Below are 23,811 nucleotides of genomic sequence, written 5' to 3'. Positions count from 1 at the left end.
CGATAACGTCTTTCAGTGCCCGGTTCTCAAGGCTCAGGTCGGCAAACATCTGTTTGAGACGCCGGTTCTCGTCCTCAAGATCCTTGATCTTTTTAATATCAGAAGCCTCCATGCCGCCGTATCTGGACTTCCAGTTGTAGTAGGTGGCTTCAGATATACCGGACTCCCGGCAGACATCTTTAACGGTTCGTCCGGCTTCAACCGACTTAATCACAGCGATGATCTGATGCTCAGTAAAACGGGCTTTACGCATAGCGATCTCCTTCGTTGGAAGATTGATTATGCCGGATGCTCTCTAAATATGAATGGCACGATTATGCGGGATACTTACAAAATGAACAGCATCACTGGGGGCGGTTTTGCGTAGATCCGGCTTACAGAGGGCTCGGGATAGGTAAAAAACTGGCCCTGACGTCCCTTCAGGATGCTTTCCTCGAATGCAGTGAAGTGATAATCGATGCTCGCGAGATCACGGTAAACCTTATCAGCCAGTTTGGCGGAAAGGTGACCGGAGAGGCGCGTAATTTTTATGGTATGCCGGTCACGCCGATGAGACTGGAAAAAAAACGGTTTGAAAGTATATTATCCGCAGCTCCGAGCCCTGAATGAACCGACGCTGTCGGGCAGGATATGCCTTTTTACCGTAAGTTAATTCAGACCGCCTTTTAAGTTCATTTTGCAGGGTTTCTCAGGTGGGATCAGTCCGGAGGCCTTCGAACAGGCCTCGTCGTGAGGACAGGATATGTCTACTGTCGTGGGGGCACTCCATTGCACTGATTTTGGACCGGGGTCAGATATTGAGTTCTTTTTAGTCCGTTATGCAAATAAGTACAGGGGATAAACGGTTGCCAATTAACAGTGCGTTTTTAATATTGTCAATTGGAGCAACATAAAATGTATCTGTAGGGAAATATCTTTCCTCAAATAAACCATTCGGGATTGTATCTCTTTTACTTAATGTTGATGTTTTCTCTCTGAGAATGAAAGAACGCGAATTGAAGTATTCATAATTAAAATAAACCACTCTTGACAACTTATAATTACCCTTCTCATTAGTGATGTTTCCATCAAAGGTTATCATTCCCTTTCCGTCATTTCTTAACACCAGTAAAATATTAGTGTTCATTATATTGTTGGCGTTAGTATTTTCATATTTCAAATTAGAAGAACATGCAAAATCAAGCAGATGTGATTTACTTCCTGTCATGCTGGAGATGAGATAAATAATCATACTTGCCGCACACATTAATACAAAAAATATGATTACCATGCTAATCATATTCATTTTATTTTGTGCTTTTTTAAGAGAGATTTTTATTTTTTTGCCCAACATATAAATATTCTCTATTTAATTGTCCTTTACAAGGTGTTTGTAATTATATTACAGCATTCACATAAAAATAAAAGTATACGTCATTTGAATTTTAATTTCCTTGTCTGTGTTATTGAAAAGGGTAGCATCAATTCTCCAGTTTTATATTCTCACTGATAAAATTAGTACAGTCCATTATACGCTGATTTTTTAAATCACAATATGAAACATATATCCTACCCTCTTCACTGAGTGAAACTCTTTTGTTTGTGTAAAGATAATATACTCCGCCTGGTTTACAAGTGAAGCCTGATATAGTTACCATATCGTGAGCTTCAGCAGCGGAAAACATGAATGTATTTCCAGCGTGAGTTGGTAAAAAAACAATATCACAATTACCGAACTTTCCAACTTTTACCGGATTTATTGGAGGTATTTTGTTTGGCATTATATTAGTAAATATTAGCACTGGTAATACTATTAGAGTCACACAAAAAACAAACCAAAATACACGGTAACCAAACTTTAACATGGCATACTTGAAATCAATATCATTTGATTTATTTTTGTTATTAACATGAGTGGTTGACTCCAGATCATGAGAATCTTTTAGAGCATTATTATGCTCAGAAAAACCTGTATTAATATCAGGTGAGTCTTCACGAGAAGTGTCCTCATTCCTCGCATCTACATCTTTTGATTCAATAAGTTCGACTTCAACTTGAATATCAGAGTTGAATAAAAAACCAATCTTAGGGATAGTGGAGATAATTTCATTACTGAGCCCAAGGTTAACAAATGACTTTCTGATTAGAGAAATATATGAATTTAAACTGCTATTTGACGGTGTTTTTCCATATTGTTCCCATAGCGTTGAAAAAATACGCTCACGAGAAAGTACCGCGCCTTGATTAGAGATTAAATACATCAACAATCGATTACAGGCTGGAGTTAAGACAACAAATGAATCTGGGTTATCTATCAAACCTAAAGTCTCGCTTGCAGGGGAAAATCTGATAGTATGATCAATAATATAGTCTTTCTGAACCATAAGTATCCCTCGGCGTCCCATCTTTAATGCTCATCAATGCTGAATAATGGTGGACGAGAAACATTTTGTCATTATAAGTGAACAAATTCTATATTGTTTTGTGATCTTGTTTCGAAAATGTTTAAACAATAATAGCATTTAAAATGCACATAATAATGATTGAATGATGAGGGGCAATGGAAGTTGCATTAGCTAAATCTACTATAAAGGCTGGAGAAGGAGAACCGTAAGCTTCGCTGTAGCAACGATATTCTGTACTAAATAGCGGTTCTTAATAATAAATTCCCGGGAGGGAACTTAGTCCGAATCGTGCGATCTGATCAATCGCCAAAAATCACAAATTACCAACCGGACTGAGCGCTCTCGATCATAGCTCCAATCTCCCACCACGAAAGGCGCCTGATGCGGAGCACTATCCAGAAAATGCGTGATAAAAACCATGCACTCAGACTTACTGCCATATGAATGCTTCATGATGGAAACCGCGCAGGATCGTCTACTGCGGTGGGATCAGTCTCCACAGGTACTAATATTGTTCTCCTATACTCGCTTAATTACTGAATCACAGCCGAATACGTAACATGGTACGTACGTGTACCTTCAACAGCCGTTGGTGCCGCTACTAATTGTTTGATCTGTGGTTGAAGCGATACCATGGGTAAGCTTATCGCTCCTGCACCGGTCTGTGCCGGTATTGACCATGCCCATAGAGGCACAGTCTGGCCTGCTGTCCAGGTTACGACCGTATTTTTTTGGTTAATATCTTTAGACACGCCAGCTGGCATCGCGGCGGGGAAAGCGAGCTGCAGACCTAGCCAGTCGTTAGGTTTTGCACTGTCTAAGAGACTCAGTCTGTCAGAGCTCAACGACGACGATGTCTGAACGTACATAGTGGCCTTAGCTGCGATGTTCCCCCCAGTCCCGGCAGTGCAGGACAGCGTCAGGTTATGCGGAGGTACAGTACCCGAGGTATTTAACACACCTGCCTGAATACCTGGCTCTGCCCGACCAAAATCATAGTTGGTACTGGCTACACCGGTGATTGCAGTACAGTTGGGTGGAGTACCTGCCACAGGAGGGTTTGGCGGCGTGGGGTTCAGGCCTCCGCTCCCAGCCACCGCAAGAGACATCATGGTATACTGATCTGGATATGACGTATCAAACGTCAGGTTGAGAGCAGGATATATCAAGGCGCTCCCCGCCGGGACGGAGATCGTCATCGTAAGGACCCCGCCAACCGAGCCGGAGTATTTCACGTCATTTTTATCCAACATTACGTCTGTGGGAAACGTGGGAGGGGCATATTTAGCATAGGAGCACCCCACCCCTGAGTTATTTGAGCCGTTGTTTTTTACTAAAGTGTTAAGTGGGATTACTGTGCCACTATACCAGGTATATCTACCTACCCCCTGGCAAGTTATCGTTAGAGCGTTCGTTAAGCGTAAGCTCACACCGTATCCAGCGGGGGCTCCCGGCCAGCTCAGCCAGGCCTGTAAAGATCCACTGACATTTGCGATGCCAGGCAAGTGCACACTGGGCGCGAAAGCTCTAGCACTCAGGGGGATATCGCATTTCCCACCCCATGAACCTGCAGGTGATGCTAATGGTCCCAGTGTCCCATTGTTGATACACGTCGTTAGGCCGGCAGTTACATCCTCCGCGGTACCAATATTGGCAGTAGCGGGTATCACATAACTCAGAGGAGCGAAGCACATTGCCCATATCATCCACCGAGTCCTGTATTGCAACATCCTGTCTCGTCCATATGTAGCCGACCATTTTTGGAACCTCCCATAAAACGGACGCAACCGTTCCGTGTGATTGATAAGCACACGATGAACAACGCGCCCCACTACTACACCACTAATTTGTGTCCTCACCAGTCAAATCCTCGTTCAGTCCTGCCAATAAAGGCCTTATCCGGGCGTTGGTAAATACCGGATTCGTTAAAAATTGATTAAATACCTGTACTTGTTTTCTCAGTTGCCAGCGGGGGTATGCGCCAGAATGATGAAGTCATCCATTTAGCGTGTGTAAAAAGACATTATTGCTTGCGGGAGTCTGTGGGGATCACCCTCCCTCCAGGGGTATCCCCACACATCCTTATCGACACGTCATATCCATGGTCTTAATCGGATGCCAGCGGGTATCCTGCTTGCTACGCTGTACCGGTTTCGGGAGAGCGAACGGAACCTGACACTGTGAGTCCGGTGTAGTGCCCCACTTCACCTGAAGCGTACCCTTCTCCGGCATTCCCCCCAGATACACCTGACCACCTTCCCCGACAATACTGCCCTGATCCGCCTCTCCCTTAAGAGCGGCAATCGCACCAAACGGCACCGGTTTACCGTTGTGAAACAGGTTCATCAGCACCTGCTGGCCCAGGCGTATAGGAGTGTCATCCACCAGAATGGCACCAGCGGTCGGATACAGAGCATGGCTGCTGGTAGGTGGATTCGCCCCCTCAGGTAACGACGCCGGATCGATACTGATATTGTTACGGCTGTAGGTCCGCACCCCGGTGACCACTGCATTACCCCAGCGGTCCGTTGTGGCGCCGCCATTCATCACCTTCACGCCAGGCACGCCGGTATGTACTACTATTGCGGCATCACTGATATTGTGGGCCATTGTGACTCCATGGCGATGCGCCAGCAGTCCGCCATTCGCACTGTAAGTCACACCGCGCCCCCCATTGTTATCATAGTTGTAGCCCAGGTTCGCACTCCCCCAGGAGTCGTTGTACCCCAGCGATGCTGAGCCGCTGTTACCGCTCCCCTGGTTACTCATATTCTGAGAAACACTCCAGTTCATACTGTTATCTTTAAGCAGAGCGCCCCCCATCGTCAGCTGGTTACTGCTACGTCCGGTGTTGTCATGCATTAGGCTGTATGTTGCATAGCTGTTCTGTAATGGGGCGGCCGAACCAAACAGACTCATTGGCACATTCATCGTCAGCGTCCACTGACGGTTCACTGGCCAGTCTCCGCTCCCACGGATACGGTCCACGCCATAGCTTACCGACAAACCGACCTGATGCACTGAACCACTCAGGCCTGCTGTCATGTTGGTGTTGGTTTTGTCTGAACCCCAGTAGTTATCACGATGCCCGCTCAACCAGAGCTGATAGTTCGTCCACAGCGTCTGGTTCAGGCGTACCTCATAAGTACTGCGACGACGTCCATTCAGCCAGTCCGGAAGACCACTCTCGGTGTCGTAACCACGGTTATTCGCATCATTGAAACTGAGGTAGTTACGCGTGGAGTAACGATAAGCCGTCAGGTCTACGGAGGTTCCCGTAGTCATCATACTTTTGGAATACCGGGCTCGGTATGACTCTCCCGTCAGGGGCTGGCTGTCCCCGGAGTGCGTGGCTCGGGAGTGCGTCGCATCCAGTGAAACAGCCCCATAGTTGCGAAGAGATAAACCGGTGCCAATTGCCAGCGACTGGTAATCATTCGCCCCAATGACACCACCATAAATTGTCACGTCCCACGGCAGACCGTAAATCGCCGACACCATGGCAAAACCCGGTGTACCAGTAGCAGTGTAGCCACCGTGACCGATGTAATACTGCCCGGCAGCCATTTCATAACGAAACTGCCCCTGACGTTGCATCACGGGAAGACTTGAATACGGTTGGCGGAACCCATGGATGCTGCCGTCTGATTCACGGATGGAAACTTCCAGATCACCACTGGTACCAGAACCTGCAAGATCCGTAAAACGGAACGGACCGGGCGCCACGTTAGCCTGGTAGATGACAGCCCCGTTCTGCGTAACTGTTACCTGCGCATTACTGCGGGCGATGCCAGTGATGACTGGCGCAAAGCCGTTCATGCTGCCCGGCGACATGGCATCACTACTAATCAGCCCGACACCACGGTATGAGAATCCGTCAAGTACTTGACTCGCTACGCTGCCGGTACTGGTTTCACCCATGATCAGTTGGCTACGCAAAAATGCGATATCGCGCTGCAGGTATGTTTGCTGCGAAGTCCACTTTTGTTGTGACTGCGAAGTCCGCTGGCGGGTATTTCCCAGCGAGTCATAATTGTCAAAACGTTGCCGGCTGTGAGTGTAGGTGGAGCTGTTACGTAGTCGCCAGGCGCCCAGATTCAGGCCGCTCTGGAATGACCCAAACAACCCCTGTGAATCGTTTTTGCTACCACCGTTTTTACTTTGGTAGGAATTACCACTCAGGTTGTAGTTTAGTAGGAACGCCGGCTCTCCTTCCTGCCACAGAAGAGGGTCAGCCAGGGTATCCTGGTTGGGTTTCATATTGAGCTGCGGAACACTGAGCAACAGATGCATCTGGGAAAAGTCCAGTTTGACAGAAGCATCCGGAATATAATCGGACAGGGGCAGAGGCAGTGCATCGCTCACTGGCAGTGCGGATAATGCTTCTTCGCTCTTCAGGTTCACTCCCCAGCCATCCAGGTCCGCAGGGGTCAGTACTGGCAACAGGGAGCCTGACGCGTCATGCACGAAATTGATGTTTCGCATACCCATAGATTGATTATTAACATAAACATCAACACTATAGGTTCCCTCAGCCTGGCCACCAACCTTTCCGAACTGGCTCAGATCAACAGCCTGACCATTCCCGACACCAAACTGCAGCAAAGAAGGATCGAAGTACTCCCCGGCCAGTGCTTGCATGCTCGTTCCGCACATTAACGCCACCAGAACATGCAAGCTGACCCGCGACAGTTGCCGTACTGAGAACGCAGCGGGGCTACCGCTATCGCAAAGATTCCATTTAGTTATTTTCACTATTATGTTACCAATCACTTGTGTTCAGCGACAATTTCACGGGTATCCACGGGGCTTAAATAAGGTGCCGTATCAAAACCGTTTTCTTTAATAGCAGTCCAGACAACGGGAATGACGGCAGTTCGCTTCGTGCCTGTCGGCAATCTGTAGTTCTGTATCCCAAAGGGCGGGATCAAATGCACCAGTTCACTCGTTGGTACGTCGCCCCCCCCGATGGAGAGCGTCCGAAGGGTTACGTAATACGGTGTCGGATTCTTCAGGGACAGCACATCACCCATAATCTTTGCGGTCAGTTTGCCTGCGGCCTCTTCCACTGCGTTGGGTTTGTCCAGCCCTTGAGGACGCCAGAACACCTTTACCGATAGGGCCGTCAAATACTTCACCACCGAAGGGGATCCAGAGGCGTTTTTCTCACGCTCTCCCCCCTCATTTGGGATCAAACGGGCGGTCAGAAAAAAAACAGACTCCCGGTCTGTCGGAAAATCCCCACCGATACGCAGAAGACGCAGGGTTTGAGTCTGATGGGCTGGCAAATGAACCAATGGAGGCGTCACCAGGAATTCTTTCCCTGGCAGGGTCGGTAAGCTGGTCACCGTATCAGGCTGGCTGACGTACGCCTGCAGCAAAAAATCCTTGTCGCTGTTGTTATTGAGCACGATGCTCTTACCCTGTTGCGCGTCTTCCGGGTAAATCAGGCGAGTGGACACAAAAAAGGTGCCCTGAAGTTCATTTTTTGCTGCTTCGGCGTATGGGAAGGCACTCAGCAAAAACAGCAGGCCACCTCCAAACAAAACAAGAGGGCGCATAATTCGCTGTATCAGTGTTGATCGTGAGTTCTCATTCATAATTAATATATCTTTCATCACCCTTCTTAAATAGAAGGAATGTATTTCCGAGTATATGACCACGGCAAAGCAGCCACAGTCGCGGGGATATTCAGGCCAGTCGGGACACTATTTAAGTCTGCTCGCAGCTTAATTGGCATTAACGGGATTTAGCATTAATCCCAGGATAAAGAACAAATAAACACTATTCTTCCGCGCGGATGAGCAGAAAAACGACATTAATACATTTATTTATCAGCCACTGCCATAGCTTGTACAAACGCCTGTCATCGCTAACGTATGAGCGGCAGCAATACGCTATTGTATCTTTTCTCAATCATAATATCTGCGCATGGATATTTTTATTTTTGCAACATCCAACCAATAAACACATACACTAATTTTCAACTTTAATGGTTTTAATTTTAGACTTTGTATCTTTGCACCGTCTTATTTGCGTAAATCTCTTTGTTTTTATTTTTTCATCGTATTGCAGATTATATTATGCAAAGTCCTGATAATTATTTACTTGCTCACCCAACTAATCTCAGTCCAATTTACGTGAGGCGGACATGGCCTGTTATTGTATCGTTGCATGGAATACATCACTGCTCCCGCCGAAGTCAGTAATGGTTGCCCACTCAGCTTTGTTACCTGAGGAGGATGGGTAATATTGTTGGGAAAACGGAGGGATCATCGCCTGAGCACTGTCCAGATTAACCGGCACCCCGCCCAACGATAACTGCGACAACGTCAAGTAGTATGGCGTCGGATTGTACGCCACTACCTCCCCCCCACGTCGCTGAAATGTCAATCGGCCATAGGCTTCGCCAGGTGTCATCGGTAACCCTTCCGGACGGTAAAAGAGCTTGATACCCATCCCAAGGGAAATCGCCAGTGAGGCACCTCTATCCTCTCCTGTCGGTACCTTCCCGGCAGGGATGGCATTTACCCGAAAATGAAAGATGGACTCCCTGTCCTGAGGAAACTCTCCTCCAGTTCGAACAACACGCAGCACATTACTGGCATGACTTTCGAGGCGAAATAATGGCGGTAACACGGTGAACTCCTTCACTGGCTGGTTAGTTTCCCAGGCTGTCACCACAGCCTGAACCAGATACACCTCACTGCCACTGTTACGCAGCATAATTGTTTTACCATTAGAGGATTGTGGATACACCAGACGGGTTTGCCCCAGTGAAACACCAGCACAGGCGTTCTGGGCTATCCCCGTACACATCATCACTATCGCAACAGCCACCTGCATTACTTTCATTTGTTGCCACACTTTTCTCAAATACCTTAGAGGCTTAATTCTCGCCAGGTGCCGTAATTGAATATATCTGGCGCTATTCATATATAAAGTCAAAATGTAAATCGGTTGTCAGCGTTCCTGACGTCACACCACTGGCAGATTGATTTCCCCGTGATGCCTGCACAAAAAAATCGATAGTTTTGTTATTCGGATCCTGACCAATATTGGTACCAGGCACCTGAACGTTGGTGGGATTGGCCGACGTACCAGCCAGCAAGACAGCGCCCGTACCATTATTGTCCTGTGTCAGGGCAAATCCCACTCCCTCAGCAACAGAAGTCGACTTACGGTATAGCGTTGGATCAGTTACTCCATCACGATCACCATACACACTGATCTTGGGTACACGTCCACCGGGGCTTCCCATACAGTTGACCAGTTGTAATGTAATAACTTTTCCCTGAGCACGACCAGGGGATGATCCGTCGAAGAACGATCCCTGCCGTACATCCTCTAGCTGCAGGGTTGCCGCCGTGTTGAGTTGCAGATCACACGTGGCATTTTGTGTTGTGACTGTGTAGGTAGCCGTTATTGACGGGGGGTTAGCAGCCTTGGCCGGATTCATCCCACTACCAATAATAATCACGACCCCGATCATCGCATTAAGGTTGTATTTTCGTTGGGCTGTATTCCACTTTTTCATTTCTTCCTTCAGGCCTTCTCTCATCGGTTACAGCCACCACTACTTGTATTCAAATGTAAAGGTCACACTCCCCTGAACATAACCTGCCAACTGTCTGTTCAGATCCCCCGTAGAAAGAGCCACAGCGATAGGAATAGGCGTCCCAGATTTCCAGGTTCCAGGCAACGTCAGCTCCCCCCCTGAAGGAGATATAATTGTCCCGTTTTTCAGGTTAGGGTCCTTCCCCCCACCAATCCAGGTGACGGAAGTGTCGTTAAAGCGCAAAATGAACCCGATACCTTGCGCTACGCTGTTAGGTTGCCGAAACAGATATTCAGCAGAAGTAGAGGATGCCCCAACTGCAGTGCCTGACACTGTAATAGTTGGCACCGTACTGCCGTAAGAATTCCCACATTTTGTCAGTGACAAATTAAAAGTCTTGACATCTGATACTGCCCCTGGCGTACTCAGTGATTCCGATGATAGATTCCCCCAGTCCAGCGAATCAACCGCATCAAGACCTGAAAGGCTCACCTCGCAATGATCGGGCACAATTGTTTCATTAACGGTCACATTAACAACTGCCGATGCAGTTGCCGGAAAAAACAGGAACACAGAAAGAACTATAATCTCGGTGAAAATAAATGTTTCTCTCTGTTCTCGCGTACACCGTTGCACGACTGCAGCATATGTCTGTTGAATTTTCCTGTACATTACTGTCCCTCCTGATTCACTCTGGTGTAGTCGTGCTATTCGTAATCAAACATAAATGACAGATTCGCAATCACCTTCCCACCAGAACGACAATCAGCTACGGTTTTCCCTGCCTGTGGAACGCACCACATTGAAAACCGGATCGGGATCTGCGCACCATTTGCATTGTTACCCTGGGAGATGTCGACCGGGACCGGCTTCCCCTTATCCATGTATTTAATCGTCGACCAATCCGAGGGAGCGGCTCCTATGGCGGCCACCTGAACCTGAAATCCGAGTGACACTGACGGGTTATCCCCCCCATCACGGAAAAGCGATGGGCTGGTACTCGCTATATCACTACCACTGACTGTCAGTGAAGGCATAGACACATTAGACGGATACCCCGTACAAATTACATCCAGAACCTGAGGATCAGAATCTGACGTCAGTAAGGGACTGCCCAACACTACACTGCCTGAACTCAGAGACTTCAAATCGAGAGAAACTTTTTTACTGTTCAGGGCAATCGAACAAGTACCGGGTAAAATAGCGGCTTTGAACGTTGCTATCGCAGTATTATTATTGGCCGCCAGCGCTGGAGGTATCGTGGTACCAGCGATAAGTCCTCCCAGCATGACTAAGACGATTTTTACTCTCCATCGGGAGAGCGACACTGCGACCATTACTGAAGTATCCCAGAGGCCGTCACCACTGCCCCCATATCAACAACAGCCGACCAACTCACTCTCCCCGCCTGGCTTATTGGAAACACCCGACCTGCCGGTATGATCATCGAACTGAACGGTGCCAACATATCAGGCTGTTTTTTCCCAAACTTTACTGACTGACCATTAATATGCATATCACGAAACGTGACATAATATGGCGACGGATTTTCCACCCTTACATTCGCCCCCTCGCGGGTAAATCGTACTGATTTTGCCGCCGCCGGGGCAGTTGAAGACAAACCCGCAGGTCGGTAAAACAGTTTTATCGTACTGCCATAGGCAAATTTGATCCCCCCTTCCACGAAGCCAGGTGAGTCAGTACGTGACAATGGTGTGCTCGCCGGGATACCCGCCACAGTCATGTAAAATACGCTCTCACGATCTGTCGGAAGTGAAGATGTACTTTTGACCACTCTCACCATTCCTTGTGAATTACCTTCCAATCGGAACAGTGGTGGAGAGATAATAAAAGGCGTCTGTTCATGGCCATCCGGACTCTGGCTAATCCGAGAGGAAATTAGATAAGCCAACGATGATGTATTACGGACGGGTACAGTTGCCTGCTCGTCCTGCTGGTTGTAAATCAATCTAACCAGACCTAACCCTATACCAGATGCCTGCACCGACAGTGACATCATCAGAGCAATCATGCCCACAATAAGACAGCCAGTCAGTTGACGGGGAAAACCCGCGTCGTTAACCGAAATCATGTGCTAAGTGCCTTTCTCTGCATTGAAATACAGCCCTCGTGACAATGCCAATAAGGGCTGTTATCAGATAATAAAGATTATTTGTAAGCAACCGTGAAGGTGACCGGGGCATTGATAGAGCCGACAGTAGGTGTCGGAAACTCAGAAGCCAGCATTGTCTCGAATTGCACTACGGCACCATTTGCAGCATCCGCAACGTCATCCTGCTGATAAGTGTAAGCAACAACGTCATCGCCATCAGCCAGAAGTGCAGCACTTGCACCTGTCGTAGCCAGAGAAGCACCAGCATCTGAGGACTGTCCTGCACCGCCACCAAAGATAGTCTGCTGGGTGTTCATCGTCTTACCATTAGCATTAACACGAATGTTCAGTGTATTACCCGCTGTCGGGGTAACCCCTGAGCAACCATTAACTGTTACCTGGAAGGTTTTTTTGCTGCTTGCTACAGTATAAAGGGAGGAGTAAGTACCGCTCCCTAAGGTAAATTCGCTTGGTGTGGCGTTACCCAAGAAAATGTTGGAGGGAGAGTTTCCTCCAGGCCCAAGATTACAGGAAACCGGGACAACATTACCGGTAATTTCCATGTGAGCATCAGTACCGTTTGCAAATGCAGAAGTCATACTAGCAGCCATAATGGAAGCTGCAGCAGTGATTGTAAATAAAACCTTCATGTATAATGTACCTATATTCAAAAAACAAAAATCAATAAACTCAATACGAGCGATTTTATGCACACAAACTTAGTGTGATGTCTATTAGCTCTCTTATTACCAACAGCCAATAAATTATTGTATATCAATCAAATGTACACTTGCAGAATAACAATCTCGACTGATATGGATAAGTTCATATTCTTAATTTATTGCCACATTGCGAGCAATATAAAACAAAACCGCTTCAACAAGAAGCCCCACATTACCGTGAACATTTTTAATGTTGATATTTAATCTTCCAGCTCTGCTGTTCTGGCCTCACTTCGGTATATTTTAATGTCATCCCTGACTTTTAACATTGCAAACCATGTGAAAGCGAGAAAAACATGTTTAATTTGATTCGAAAATAATAGCAAACAACGTCACAATCAGATACTTGCACTTAAGAAAACACAAAATAAAGAATAATATATCGATTATATATATTTTAAAGAATTTAATTTCGCAAAAATAAGAAACTAAAGAAGGTACCGTGCCACATTAAATCCCTCTCGCGCTACCCCCCCAAGATGTCATCAGGAAATTCAACCCAGCAGCTAATATAATCATCACAATCTTCAACAACCATCTACATATTATCCAGAATCAATCAATAAAAAGTTTAAAAATCCTTAGTAAAAAAACACTAACAGTAGACAATAAAAATGAGTGTTGTTAATGAACTGACGTAGGAGAGGTTATGGTCCGGCGATGATGAACGCGATCTTTTTAACACCATATGATTTTATTGTCTGCAAACTGATACCGACATTATTATTATCCGTATATTAAGTCAGTATCAGGATGGCGATCGTCACCTCAACTGGCAGTAGGATCACTTTTTCATAACGGGCTGGCCTCTTTGTTCGATGAAAGAAAGACCGGAGACGTCAGTTTATCCAGGCACTGTTTACAGGGGGGAGAGCAGTATATTTTCGATCCCCCCTGATGTTCGGGCGAATGTATGCAGAAGGACACCTCAATGGGGTGTCCTTACCGTGTTATGACACGCTTTTTTTATGTCTGCGCAGCCAGATTAATTTGTAGGCAGCAGGAATAATGAACAGGGACAGTAGCGGAGCCGTGATCATCCCACCAATCATCGGCGCCGCAATACGGCTCATAACTTCTGAGCCTGCGCCGGTTCCCCAGAGTATGGGCAGCAGACCCGCAATAATTACCGCCACGGTCATGGCTTTTGGTCGGACACGCAACACGGCGCCATGATAGAGAGCTTCATCAAGACCTTCAGGTGTGAACGCCTCTTTGCGGGACAACTCCGGATGCGCTTCAATGGCATGACGCAGATACATCAGCATGACCACACCAAACTCTGCCGCCACCCCTGCCAGCGCGATAAATCCGGTTCCGGTCGCCACAGACATATGGAAGCCCTGCCAGTACAGGAACCATATCCCACCAACCAGTGCGAACGGCAGGCTCATCAGAATAAGTAAGGCCTCATCAACACGACGGAACGCCAGGTACAACAGAATGAAAATGATCATCACTGTCATCGGTACCATCAGTTTCAGTTTCTTGTTGGCGTGCTCAAGTAATTCAAACTGTCCGGAGAATGACACACTTGTACCCGGTCTTAATTTCACTTTCTGGCTGATGGCCGTCTTAATGTCATTTACTACCGACACCATGTCCCTGCCGCGCGCATCAATGTAAATCCAGCTGGCTGGACGGGCATTTTCAGTTTTCAGCATGGTTGGCCCGGAAACGACTTTAATATCAGCAACATCACCCAACGTGATTTGCTGCTTCATCGGCGTCAGTATTGGCATCTGTTTCAACGCATTTGGGCTGTTTCGGTAATCCTGTGGATAGCGGATATTGATCGGATACCGGGCCACACCTTCAACCGTTTCGCCTACCGTTGCACCGCCGATAGCTGAAGAGACGAACAACTGAACATCGCCCACGGTCATACCGTACCGGGACGCTTTTTCACGGTTGATATCCACATCAATATAGCGCCCACCCTCCAGACGTTCAGCCAGAGCAGAGACCACGCCCGGCACGGTTTTGGCTACCGCTTCAATACTCTGTGCCGTCGCATCGATATCCGACAGAACGGTTCCCGACACCTTGATACCTATCGGGCTTTTGATCCCGGTTGAGAGCATATCAATACGGTTACGAATAGGCGGCACCCAGAGGTTTGCCAGACCCGGTAAACGGACGGTCTTATCGAGTTCTTCAATAATCTTGTCAATCGTCATGCCAGGTCGCCACTGATCTTCAGGTTTGAGCTGAATTGTGGTTTCCACCATTTCGAGCGGCGCGGAATCCGTTGCGGTCTCTGCCTTACCAGTCTTGCCAAATACAGAGGCCACTTCAGGAACGGTTTTGATTAACTTGTCCGTAGTCTGTAGGAGCGCTGCTGCTTCAGCCGGAGAGACGCCAGGCAAAGTCGATGGCATGTAAAGCATGTCACCTTCATTGATCTTCGGCAGAAACTCACCGCCAACCTGGCTCAGTGGCCAGATAACCGTGAAGATGGACAAAGCCGCAACCAGCAGGGTTGTTTTTGGCCAATGCAGTACTCGCAGCAGTAAAGGATGATAGGCCTTAATCAGCAGCCGATTCAGGGGGTTGCTGGTCTCCGCAGGAATTTTCCCCCGGATCCAGAATCCCATCAGGATCGGAATGACGATGATTGCCAGCGCTGCCGCACCTGCCATGGAATACGTTTTCGTGAACGCCAGTGGACCAAACAGACGCCCTTCCTGCCCTTCCAGGGTAAAGATAGGAATGAACGACAGGGTGATGATCAGCAGACTGATGAACAGCGCGGGGCCGACTTCCACAGAGGCGTTAGTAATGACCTTCCAGCGGCTGGCGTTGTCGATCTGCTCGCCTGGATGCTGATGATCCCACTCTTCCAGCCTTTTATGCGCATTTTCAATCATGACAATGGCGGCATCCACCATCGCCCCTACGGCAATGGCTATCCCACCCAGCGACATGATGTTGGCATTCAAGCCCTGGAAGTGCATAACGATAAAGGCGATACAAAGGCCTAGTGGTAGAGAAATAATCGCCACCAGCGCAGAACGCACATGCCAGAGGAACAAGGCGCAAACGATAGCAACAACAATAAATTCTTCAAGGAGTTTATGACTCAAATTATCAATTGCACGGTCAATTAACTGGCTGCGATCATAGGTAGTCACAATCTCTACACCTTCAGGCAAGCTGGCCTTCAGCGTCTCCAGTTTATCTTTTACAGCCGTGATAACTTCCCGCGCATTTTTACCCGATCTGAGGATCACGACCCCACCGGCAACTTCACCCTGTCCGTTAAGCTCTGCGATACCGCGTCGCATTTCCGGTCCTGTCTGTACGCGGGCAACATCACGCAGATAAATCGGTACTCCGTTTTCTCCTGTTTTCAGGACGATATTATTGAAATCTTCGATGGTCTGGAGGTAACCGCTGGCGCGAACCATGTACTCGGCTTCCGCGATTTCAACGGATGAGCCACCGGCTTCCTGGTTGGAAGACTCTAGCGCCTGCTTCACTTCAGGCAGGCTGATACCGTACTGGGAGAGTTTTACCGGATTCACCTGGATCTGATACTGTTTCACCACGCCGCCAACCGACGCAACCTCTGCGACGTTAGGAATGGTTTTCAGTTCAAATTTCAGGAACCAATCCTGCAGGGAGCGTAGTTCCGAAAGATCGTGTTTTCCGCTGTGATCGACCAACGCATATTCAAATATCCAGCCCACCCCCGTGGCATCAGGGCCAATTTCAGAGCTCACGCCAGCAGGCAGTTTCCCCTGTACCTGATTAAGGTATTCCAGCACGCGGGAGCGGGCCCAGTACAGATCAGTCCCGTCTTCAAAAATGACATACACATAAGAATCACCAAACTGGGAAAAACCGCGCACGGTCTTTGCGCCCGGTACCGACAACATAGTGGTGGTGAGAGGATATGTGACCTGATTTTCAACAATCTGCGGAGCCTGGCCTGGATAGCTGGTTTTAATAATTACCTGCACATCTGACAGATCGGGCAACGCATCCACAGGGGTATTGATGATAGTCCAGGTTCCCCAGAGGCTAAGAAACAGGGCGCCCATCATAACCAGGAAACGGTTGGCGACTGACCGCCGGATAATCCATTCAATCATCGTCGTCTCCTCAATGACCGGAATGCGCGTTTGCAGGAGACATATTCGGCGTCGTTTCAGGATGGCGCATACGCTCCAGCGCACCGGTAATATTGGCTTCGGAGTCAATCAGGAACAGACCACTGACCACCACGGTATCCCCTTCATTCAATCCAGTGCCTACACCTGACTGTTGCTGTGATTCGTGCAGAACCTGGATCCTTTTTGGCACAAATCGGCCTGCATCATCGACAGTAATCACGCGCTGTTCTTTGCCGGTATCAATCACAGCCTGGCTCGGTATCAGCAGCATTTCCTGGCTTTGCGTATTTAGTTTCAGCCAGGCGTTCATGCCCGGCTTAAGAAGCTCATCCTTGTTAGTCACCTGAAGACGGACCTGCAGCGTGCGGGTGGTTTGATCCACACTGGGAAGAATGTTCCATTTTTCTACATGGAATGTTTTATCCGGGTAGGCAGGTACCGAAATGTCAAACTGTGAGGTATCTTTCAGCAGATATGCGATGGATTCAGGGACTGCCGCGCTTATCCAGACCGGATCCATCCCCTGTATCTGCGCCACAACTTTATCTTTGGATATATTCATTCCGGAGCGCAGGTCAAACGCAGTAATGACACCATCTATAGGTGCCTTAATGGTAAAGCGGGTCTGGACACTCCGGGTTGAACGCAGCCTTTGGATATCCTCTTCCGGCATGCCTGCCAGACGCAGCCGTTCCAGTACCCCTTTAATTTGCGTGGCCGTCCCTCCGGTACCAGATAACAGGAGAAACTCACTTTGTGCCTCCACCCATTCCGGAATGGTGATATCGATAAGCGGAGTACCTTTTTTCACATGATCCCCAATCGTCAGGGGATAGACTTTTTCAACGAAGCCGTCAGAACGTGCCTGCACAATGACAAACTGATATTCGTTATAACTAACGTTGGCTGGGATCGTCTGGGAATAATTCAGCGTTCCGCGTGTAACTTTTTGCGTTTTTAATCCAAGGTTCTGAACCTGTGTTGGATCAATACGAATACCGTCACCGCTTTTCTCGCCGTTTTCATCAGCATATTTTGGGATCAGATCCATATCCATAAAGGGTGATTTACCGGGTTTATCAAATTTGGTATCTGGTTTCATTGGGTCATACCAGAAAAGAACCTTTCGCTCCGATGTCGTCTTTTCTGCTTTTTCGGTTTCCACTGCTTTTCCAGAAGAGTTTACATAATGATAAGCAGTAACAGATATCACCCCTCCTGCTATGAGGCTGCTGATAATAATTGCAGCATACTTTATCTTTAAAGAAGCCATACAAATTCCCGCTAAAAAATCAAGACTCCAGGCATATGCACCCGATTAGTAATTCACAGAGATGACTTTATGAATATTCAGACAGACAGGATGTATTTGCTCCAGACTGTAATCAGGACTGCGTAATTTTAATGGTTTTGAGCAAAGCGATATTACCTTGCTGAATAAAAGAAAAATCAACATGGCTGCCAGTTTTCAGGGCAGTAATACTTTCGTCAGCATTAATAAAGGTGAAACGCATAGTCATTGCGGGCCAACCGATCTCAGGGATAGCTTCATGGGAAATAGTGATTTTTTTACTGTTAAGATCAATGTCTTTTACAACACCGGTCCCTTTGATAATTTGCTGTGAAGATGTATCACCGGCCATATTCATTTCACTGTGCTGATGTTCTTCTGCATAGACGCCAGAAGAGAAGATCACTGAGAGAGCACCAAATAAAATCGCTTTAAGTGAATTACGCATTTTTTAAGTTCCTGATTGATTAAGTAAAGTTACTCTACCCAGCCACCACCCAATGCGGTGAACAGATTAATTTCATTAACCTGCCGGGAATAGATAAGGTCGAGAATGGCTTGCTGCGTTGCGAACAGTGAACGTTCCGCATCAAGCACTTCAATATAACTAACGGCACCACTGGAATATAAACCTCTGGCACGCTGAAGAGTTATCTGTAGCGAGTCAAGATAACGCTGTTGAGAGGCAAGTTGCTGACTGATGCTATCTCGCAGTGCGAGCGTGTCGGCAACTTCCTTAAATGCTGACTGAATTTTTTGTTCATAATTGACAACTGATTGTTGCTGGCGAATTTCAGCCAGTTTCAGGTTGGCTTTGTTCCTGCCAGCATTAAATATAGGGATTTCAATTTTAGGAATAAAACTCCACATCCCGCCAGCAGACGTGAAGAGGCTGGACAACTCCGTACTACTTGCTGAAAGACCACTTGTCAGAGTAATGGACGGGAAAAAAGCAGCACGCGCAGCGCCAATATTGGCATCAGCCGCTTTCAGTTGATATTCCGCCTGCATAATATCAGGGCGCTGAAGCAGAATTTGTGATGAAAGATTTGGTGGCAGTTTTACTGGCTTGATATCGTTATCTTTCATTCCTTTTTCTGACGGAAGCACACGATACGTTCCCAGAACAAGCTGAAGTGCATTATTTGCCTGTGCCAGATCGCCTTCTCTTTTTGCAATCTCTGCGCGGGTGCTTTCAATTTGCCCCCGAGCCTGTTCAAGAGCCAGAACATTCGTACTTCCGGTTACCAGTTGTTGCTCGACGAAAGCCCAGGACTGTTCATAATTTTTCAGTGTTTCCCGTGCAACACGGAGTTGCTCATAAGCAAGTTGCTGGCTGAAATAGCTCTGTGAAACGTTCGATACGAGCAAGATGTGTACGGCACGACGGGCTTCTTCGCTGGCGAAATAGTTCTGTCTGTCAGACTCGCTCATATTCCTGAGTTTGCCGAAAAAATCGAGATCATAGCTGAGATCGAATCCAGCTTCGTACTGTCGGGTTGTCGGCTTGTCACCTTTCAGGCCGCCGTTGTAAGTGATATCTGACGGTGCATTCAGTTGGGGATAACGATCCGCATTCGTAACGTTGAACTGAGCCCGGGCCTCTTCAACCTTCAGGGCAGCCATTCTCAAATCACGGTTATTATTCAGCGCCTCAGTGATCAAGCGGGTAACCTGGGGGTCGACAAAAAAGTTACGCCATCCAGAGCCCTGATAGCCATTTACCGCTGGTGTCATGCTGTTGCGGGAAAGGGAAAACTGCTCTGGTACCGGTGCTGCCGGGCGCTGATATTCAGGTGCCAGTGAGACGCAACCTGCCAGGATTAATATCGTGCTGATGCAGAGTAGTTTTAATTTGAACATGTCGTTTCTCGTCCAGATAGCCCTGATAAATGGTTCAAATGGTATCCGTAAAAATGATAAGGCTACTTTAACGAAGGCACTCTGTTTGGCCGGTGACAAGATAATGACAATGTTGTCATTTTTAATTTAAGCCGTTGATAACGGACTTACGCTCACTAGAATGACAGGGGAAGGCTTACAGGGGATAAGATGAAAATACTGATCGTTGAAGATGAAATCAAAACAGGTGAGTATCTTAGCAAGGGGCTTACCGAGGCCGGGTTCGTAGTTGATCATGCCGACAACGGTCTGACCGGATATCATCTCGCCATGACGGCAGAATATGATTTGCTGATTCTGGATATCATGCTCCCGGATGTGAATGGCTGGGATATTATACGTATGCTTCGTACAGCGGGTAAGGGTATGCCAATCTTATTACTGTCTGCCCTCGGAACTATCGAGCATCGGGTCAAGGGACTTGAACTTGGTGCAGATGATTATCTGGTTAAACCATTTGCATTCGCCGAACTTCTGGCTCGTGTCAGAACCCTCCTGCGTCGTGGCAATACAGTGATATCTGAAAGCCAGTTTCAGGTTGCCGATCTGACACTTGATCTTGTATCGAGAAAGGTTAACAGGGCGGGAAACCGTATTCTGTTGACCAGTAAGGAGTTTAGCTTGCTGGAGTTTTTCATTCGTCATCAAGGAGAAGTGTTGCCCCGCTCTCTGATAGCATCCCAGGTCTGGGACATGAATTTTGATAGCGACACTAACGCAATTGACGTCGCAGTGAAGCGGCTTCGGGCTAAAATAGACAATGATTACGAGCCGAAACTGATCCAGACGGTACGCGGAGTGGGCTACATGCTGGAGATCCCGGATGCGTAACAAGCCATCCAGACGGCCATTCTCCCTTGCCCTGCGGCTGACTTTTTTTATCAGCCTGTCCACGATAATGGCTTTTATCGCGTTTACCTGGTTTATGCTGCATTCCGTTGAAAAACATTTTGCCGAGCAGGATGTCAGCGATCTGCAACAAATTAGCACCACGATTCAGCGTTTATTGCAATCTCCGGTAGATACTGATGAGAAAAAGATAAGTAAAATCAAGGAGTCGATAGCCAGTTACCGCAACGTTGCCGTTCTGCTTCTTAATCCCCAGGGTGAGGTGTTGTTCAGTTCGGCACAAGGGGCAGCATTACGCCCGGCCGTGAAAACGGCAGACTTTAGCCAGCATAGCCGCGCGCGGGATGTTTTTCTCTGGACGGTGGAGGCTCCTGCCCGGCCGATGCTCTCCTCCCCTGATATGGCAATGGAAACATACAGGATCATCGCCTCGTCAGGCGTAACGGCTTTTCAAGGGAAGAGCCAGAACTACATCATGCTTATCGGGCTCTCCATTAATTTTCATCTTCACTATCTTGATGCGCTTAAAAAGAATCTGGTTGCAATTGCCACTGTCATCAGCCTGCTAATTATTCTTATTATTCGGATTGCAGTTCGCCAGGGGCATCTTCCCCTGCGCAACGTCAGCAATGCCATTAAAAACATCACCTCTGAGAATCTCGATGCCAGGCTTGAACCGTCACGCGTTCCTATTGAGCTGGAACAACTGGTCATCTCTTTCAATCATATGATTGAAAAAATTGAGGATGTCTTTACCCGTCAGGCCAATTTCTCTGCAGATATCGCGCACGAAATCAGAACCCCTATCACCAATCTGGTGACGCAAACTGAAATTGCGCTGAGTCAGAACCGGACACATAAGGAGCTTGAGGATGTCCTGTACTCCAGCCTTGAAGAGTACAACCGGATGACAAAGATGGTCAGCGATATGCTTTTCCTTGCACAGGCTGACAATAATCAGTTGATCTCCGATCGGGTAATGTTTGATTTGAGTACAGAGGTCATTAAAGTCTTTGATTTCTTCGAAGCCTGGGCGGAAGAACGCAACATCATGCTGAAGTTCAACGGGATACCCTGCCTGATAGAAGGGGATCCACAGATGTTCAGAAGAGCAATCAATAATCTGTTATCCAATGCATTACGCTATACACCGGAGGGACAAACGGTGACCGTCTCGATTAGAGAACAGGAAAACTATTTTGACCTCATAGTCGAAAATCCGGGAAAAGCTATCCCTGAAGCACATTTGCCAAGACTGTTTGACCGCTTTTATCGGGTAGATCCATCCAGGCAACGAAAAGGAGAAGGCAGCGGTATAGGCCTTGCCATTGTGAAATCAATCGTGGCCGCACATCACGGAGAAGTTCACGTGGAATCGGATGCTTATTCAACACGCTTCATATTATCTGTGCCGAGGCTGGATATTGTAACACCCACAAGTCAGCACTAATTTACAGTAATAAAAATGACAAACATGTCATTAGGTCGTCACGCGGTAAACAGAGACCATTCGATATAATTAATACAACTTAGCAGTAAGGCTGAATGACTTCATCAATACGGATCGTTAATAGCACATCATGAGATGAATATATAGCCAGTCGTCCGGGTAAATATGTTCTGAGCAGTGTCATTCGATTCTGAAACTGAAAGCATTGACTACAATTACCGGACATTATTAATTCAGTAATGGAGAGTTACCATGAAAAATATCTTATTAGTATCTGTTTTTGGTCTTGGTTTAATTTCAACAGCCTGGGCTACTGACACCGTTAATATTCATGAGCGTGTCAATAATGCGCAGGCTCCGGCTCACCAGATACAGTCGGCTTCGGTTCCTTCCGCGATCCAGGGCTCAGCGCTACAGACAGATGAACATGAAAAGGCTGCCATTGCCCATGAAACCATGAAGAACGGCCAGTCAGGACCGCATCAGGCTATGGCCGAAGCTCACCGTCGTATGATCAAAGCCAGTTGAATTCAACAGTAACGAGCATGTTGTTACCCCTGCCTTGATAGATTTTTCCTTGATCGTATATGTGGCGATATCTTGCCCTCGCCTGGGGGCTTTTATCTTTCTCAGCTACAATTACCGGGTACGCAACTAACAAAGGATTTATTTTATGAAAATCAAAAACTCTCTTTTTGTAATATTAATATTATCCCTGCCAGCAATATCTGCCGAACACTCAGAGATGAAAATGACAGATATGACATCATCAGCATCGTCGCAGGAATATATGGCAGGCATGACAGACATGCATGAAAAAATGATGACTGCCGTTAAAGAATCAGATCCTGATAAAGCGTTTGCTAAAGGCATGATTGCACATCATGAAGGTGCAATAGCAATGGCTGAAACCGAGCTCAAATACGGAAAGGATCCCGAAATGAGAAAGCTTGCGCAGAACATCATAAAAGCGCAAAAAGGTGAAATCGAGCAGATGAATAAATGGGTAAGCAAACATAAATAAATATTGCGGATAACCAAAACCCAGAGTAATCCGAATATATTCCCGGACACACACCCCTATGTATCACACACATTAAGTCATAACTCATCAATAGATACTTCTCAGTGTGCCGCCAGTCTTCAAATGCCCCTGACAGATGAGCAATCTAAACTACCTAACACAACCGAACTACCGATATCCTATAACATTCAAAAAAAGATGATAATAACGGTCAGTTTTATATTGAAGATGGCAGCATGCCCCCTTGGCACCTAAAAATTAAGTATCTTTAACGATGGTAATCCCCCCGAAAAACCGGTGTGTTGATAAGTAGAATTTTCTCCTGACCTGAATGCAGGGGGATTTCTATGAAGCGATCACGTTTTACTGACAGTCAGATCATCGCCATTCTCAAACAGGC

Annotated in this window: 18 protein-coding genes and 2 pseudogenes; 6 read left to right on the top strand and 14 right to left on the bottom strand. The window is 47.2% G+C overall.

Annotation, left to right across the window (positions count from 1 at the left end):
- A partial coding sequence (locus GA0061070_RS22190; RefSeq protein WP_139109817.1) for a transposase occupies window positions 1-253 on the bottom strand: 253 nt, incomplete at its 3' end.
- Between the two features lie 35 nt (window positions 254-288).
- On the opposite strand from GA0061070_RS22190, the gene GA0061070_RS22185 reads away from it, so the two are divergent.
- On the top strand, window positions 289-609 hold the full coding sequence (locus tag GA0061070_RS22185) for a GNAT family N-acetyltransferase (RefSeq protein ID WP_090138491.1): 321 nt from the start codon (window positions 289-291) through the stop codon (window positions 607-609).
- A 199-nt stretch (window positions 610-808) separates the two neighbouring features.
- On the opposite strand, the gene GA0061070_RS22180 is transcribed toward GA0061070_RS22185, so the two are convergent.
- Together GA0061070_RS22180 and GA0061070_RS22175 are read right to left on the bottom strand one after the other, a co-directional pair.
- Window positions 809-1,333, bottom strand: coding sequence for a hypothetical protein (locus GA0061070_RS22180; protein ID WP_090138489.1), 525 nt, complete (start codon window positions 1,331-1,333; stop codon window positions 809-811).
- A 127-nt stretch (window positions 1,334-1,460) separates the two neighbouring features.
- Window positions 1,461-2,363: a winged helix-turn-helix domain-containing protein gene (locus GA0061070_RS22175; RefSeq protein ID WP_167353613.1), complete on the bottom strand. Its 903-nt coding sequence runs from the start codon at window positions 2,361-2,363 to the stop codon at window positions 1,461-1,463.
- Between the two features lie 366 nt (window positions 2,364-2,729).
- On the opposite strand from GA0061070_RS22175, the pseudogene GA0061070_RS26070 reads away from it, so the two are divergent.
- Window positions 2,730-2,825, top strand: a pseudogene (locus GA0061070_RS26070) (hypothetical protein); the annotation flags it as partial.
- 1,641 nt (window positions 2,826-4,466) lie between these two features.
- On the opposite strand, the gene GA0061070_RS22165 reads toward GA0061070_RS26070, so the two are convergent.
- From GA0061070_RS22165 to GA0061070_RS22110, 11 genes are all read right to left on the bottom strand, one after another.
- The gene (locus tag GA0061070_RS22165; RefSeq protein ID WP_244153186.1) at window positions 4,467-7,025 is read right to left on the bottom strand and encodes a fimbria/pilus outer membrane usher protein; all 2,559 of its coding nucleotides are present in this window, start codon (window positions 7,023-7,025) and stop codon (window positions 4,467-4,469) included.
- A gap of 128 nt (window positions 7,026-7,153) precedes the next feature.
- The gene (locus tag GA0061070_RS22160) at window positions 7,154-8,002 is read right to left on the bottom strand and encodes a fimbrial biogenesis chaperone (protein WP_090138481.1); all 849 of its coding nucleotides are present in this window, start codon (window positions 8,000-8,002) and stop codon (window positions 7,154-7,156) included.
- 541 nt (window positions 8,003-8,543) lie between these two features.
- A complete protein-coding gene (locus tag GA0061070_RS22155; RefSeq protein WP_244153185.1) occupies window positions 8,544-9,239 on the bottom strand; it encodes a fimbrial biogenesis chaperone in 696 nt (231 codons plus the stop codon).
- Between the two features lie 73 nt (window positions 9,240-9,312).
- Window positions 9,313-9,921: a fimbrial protein gene (locus tag GA0061070_RS22150; RefSeq protein ID WP_090138479.1), complete on the bottom strand. Its 609-nt coding sequence runs from the start codon at window positions 9,919-9,921 to the stop codon at window positions 9,313-9,315.
- A 39-nt stretch (window positions 9,922-9,960) separates the two neighbouring features.
- On the bottom strand, window positions 9,961-10,614 hold the full coding sequence (locus GA0061070_RS22145; protein ID WP_090138477.1) for a fimbrial protein: 654 nt from the start codon (window positions 10,612-10,614) through the stop codon (window positions 9,961-9,963).
- 664 nt (window positions 10,615-11,278) lie between these two features.
- Window positions 11,279-12,034 (bottom strand): fimbrial biogenesis chaperone, encoded by a 756-nt coding sequence (locus GA0061070_RS22135; RefSeq protein WP_090138472.1) that lies wholly within the window; start codon window positions 12,032-12,034, stop codon window positions 11,279-11,281.
- A 77-nt stretch (window positions 12,035-12,111) separates the two neighbouring features.
- Window positions 12,112-12,768 carry a fimbrial protein gene (locus tag GA0061070_RS24935; protein WP_139109815.1) on the bottom strand — a complete coding sequence of 219 codons (657 nt, stop codon included), beginning with the start codon at window positions 12,766-12,768 and terminating at the stop codon, window positions 12,112-12,114.
- Window positions 12,769-13,727: 959 nt separating this feature from the next.
- Window positions 13,728-16,874 carry a Cu(+)/Ag(+) efflux RND transporter permease subunit SilA gene (gene silA / locus GA0061070_RS22125; RefSeq protein WP_090138468.1) on the bottom strand — a complete coding sequence of 1,049 codons (3,147 nt, stop codon included), beginning with the start codon at window positions 16,872-16,874 and terminating at the stop codon, window positions 13,728-13,730.
- Between the two features lie 10 nt (window positions 16,875-16,884).
- The gene (locus GA0061070_RS22120) at window positions 16,885-18,168 is read right to left on the bottom strand and encodes an efflux RND transporter periplasmic adaptor subunit (protein ID WP_090138466.1); all 1,284 of its coding nucleotides are present in this window, start codon (window positions 18,166-18,168) and stop codon (window positions 16,885-16,887) included.
- A gap of 112 nt (window positions 18,169-18,280) precedes the next feature.
- On the bottom strand, window positions 18,281-18,634 hold the full coding sequence (cusF, locus tag GA0061070_RS22115; protein ID WP_090138465.1) for a cation efflux system protein CusF: 354 nt from the start codon (window positions 18,632-18,634) through the stop codon (window positions 18,281-18,283).
- Between the two features lie 29 nt (window positions 18,635-18,663).
- On the bottom strand, window positions 18,664-20,049 hold the full coding sequence (locus tag GA0061070_RS22110) for an efflux transporter outer membrane subunit (RefSeq protein WP_090138463.1): 1,386 nt from the start codon (window positions 20,047-20,049) through the stop codon (window positions 18,664-18,666).
- A 189-nt stretch (window positions 20,050-20,238) separates the two neighbouring features.
- Here GA0061070_RS22110 and GA0061070_RS22105 point away from each other — a divergent pair, with 189 nt between their 5' ends.
- From GA0061070_RS22105 to copM, 4 genes and pseudogenes are all read left to right on the top strand, one after another.
- Window positions 20,239-20,919, top strand: coding sequence for a copper/silver response regulator transcription factor (locus tag GA0061070_RS22105; protein ID WP_090138461.1), 681 nt, complete (start codon window positions 20,239-20,241; stop codon window positions 20,917-20,919).
- The gene (locus GA0061070_RS22100; RefSeq protein WP_090138459.1) at window positions 20,912-22,387 is read left to right on the top strand and encodes a Cu(+)/Ag(+) sensor histidine kinase; all 1,476 of its coding nucleotides are present in this window, start codon (window positions 20,912-20,914) and stop codon (window positions 22,385-22,387) included. The genes GA0061070_RS22105 and GA0061070_RS22100 overlap by 8 nt, the downstream gene beginning before the upstream one ends.
- A gap of 252 nt (window positions 22,388-22,639) precedes the next feature.
- Window positions 22,640-22,903: pseudogene (locus GA0061070_RS22095) on the top strand (copper-binding protein); the annotation flags it as partial.
- A 157-nt stretch (window positions 22,904-23,060) separates the two neighbouring features.
- On the top strand, window positions 23,061-23,411 hold the full coding sequence (gene copM, locus GA0061070_RS22090; RefSeq protein WP_090138455.1) for a CopM family metallochaperone: 351 nt from the start codon (window positions 23,061-23,063) through the stop codon (window positions 23,409-23,411).
- The last annotated feature ends 400 nt before the right edge of the window (window positions 23,412-23,811 follow it).

It is taken from the genome of Kosakonia oryziphila, from assembly GCF_900094795.1.
Classification (GTDB): Bacteria; Pseudomonadota; Gammaproteobacteria; order Enterobacterales; family Enterobacteriaceae; genus Kosakonia; species Kosakonia oryziphila.
The sequence above is the reverse complement of the archived record's forward strand: the minus strand, read 5'-3'. Positions and strand labels throughout refer to the sequence as shown.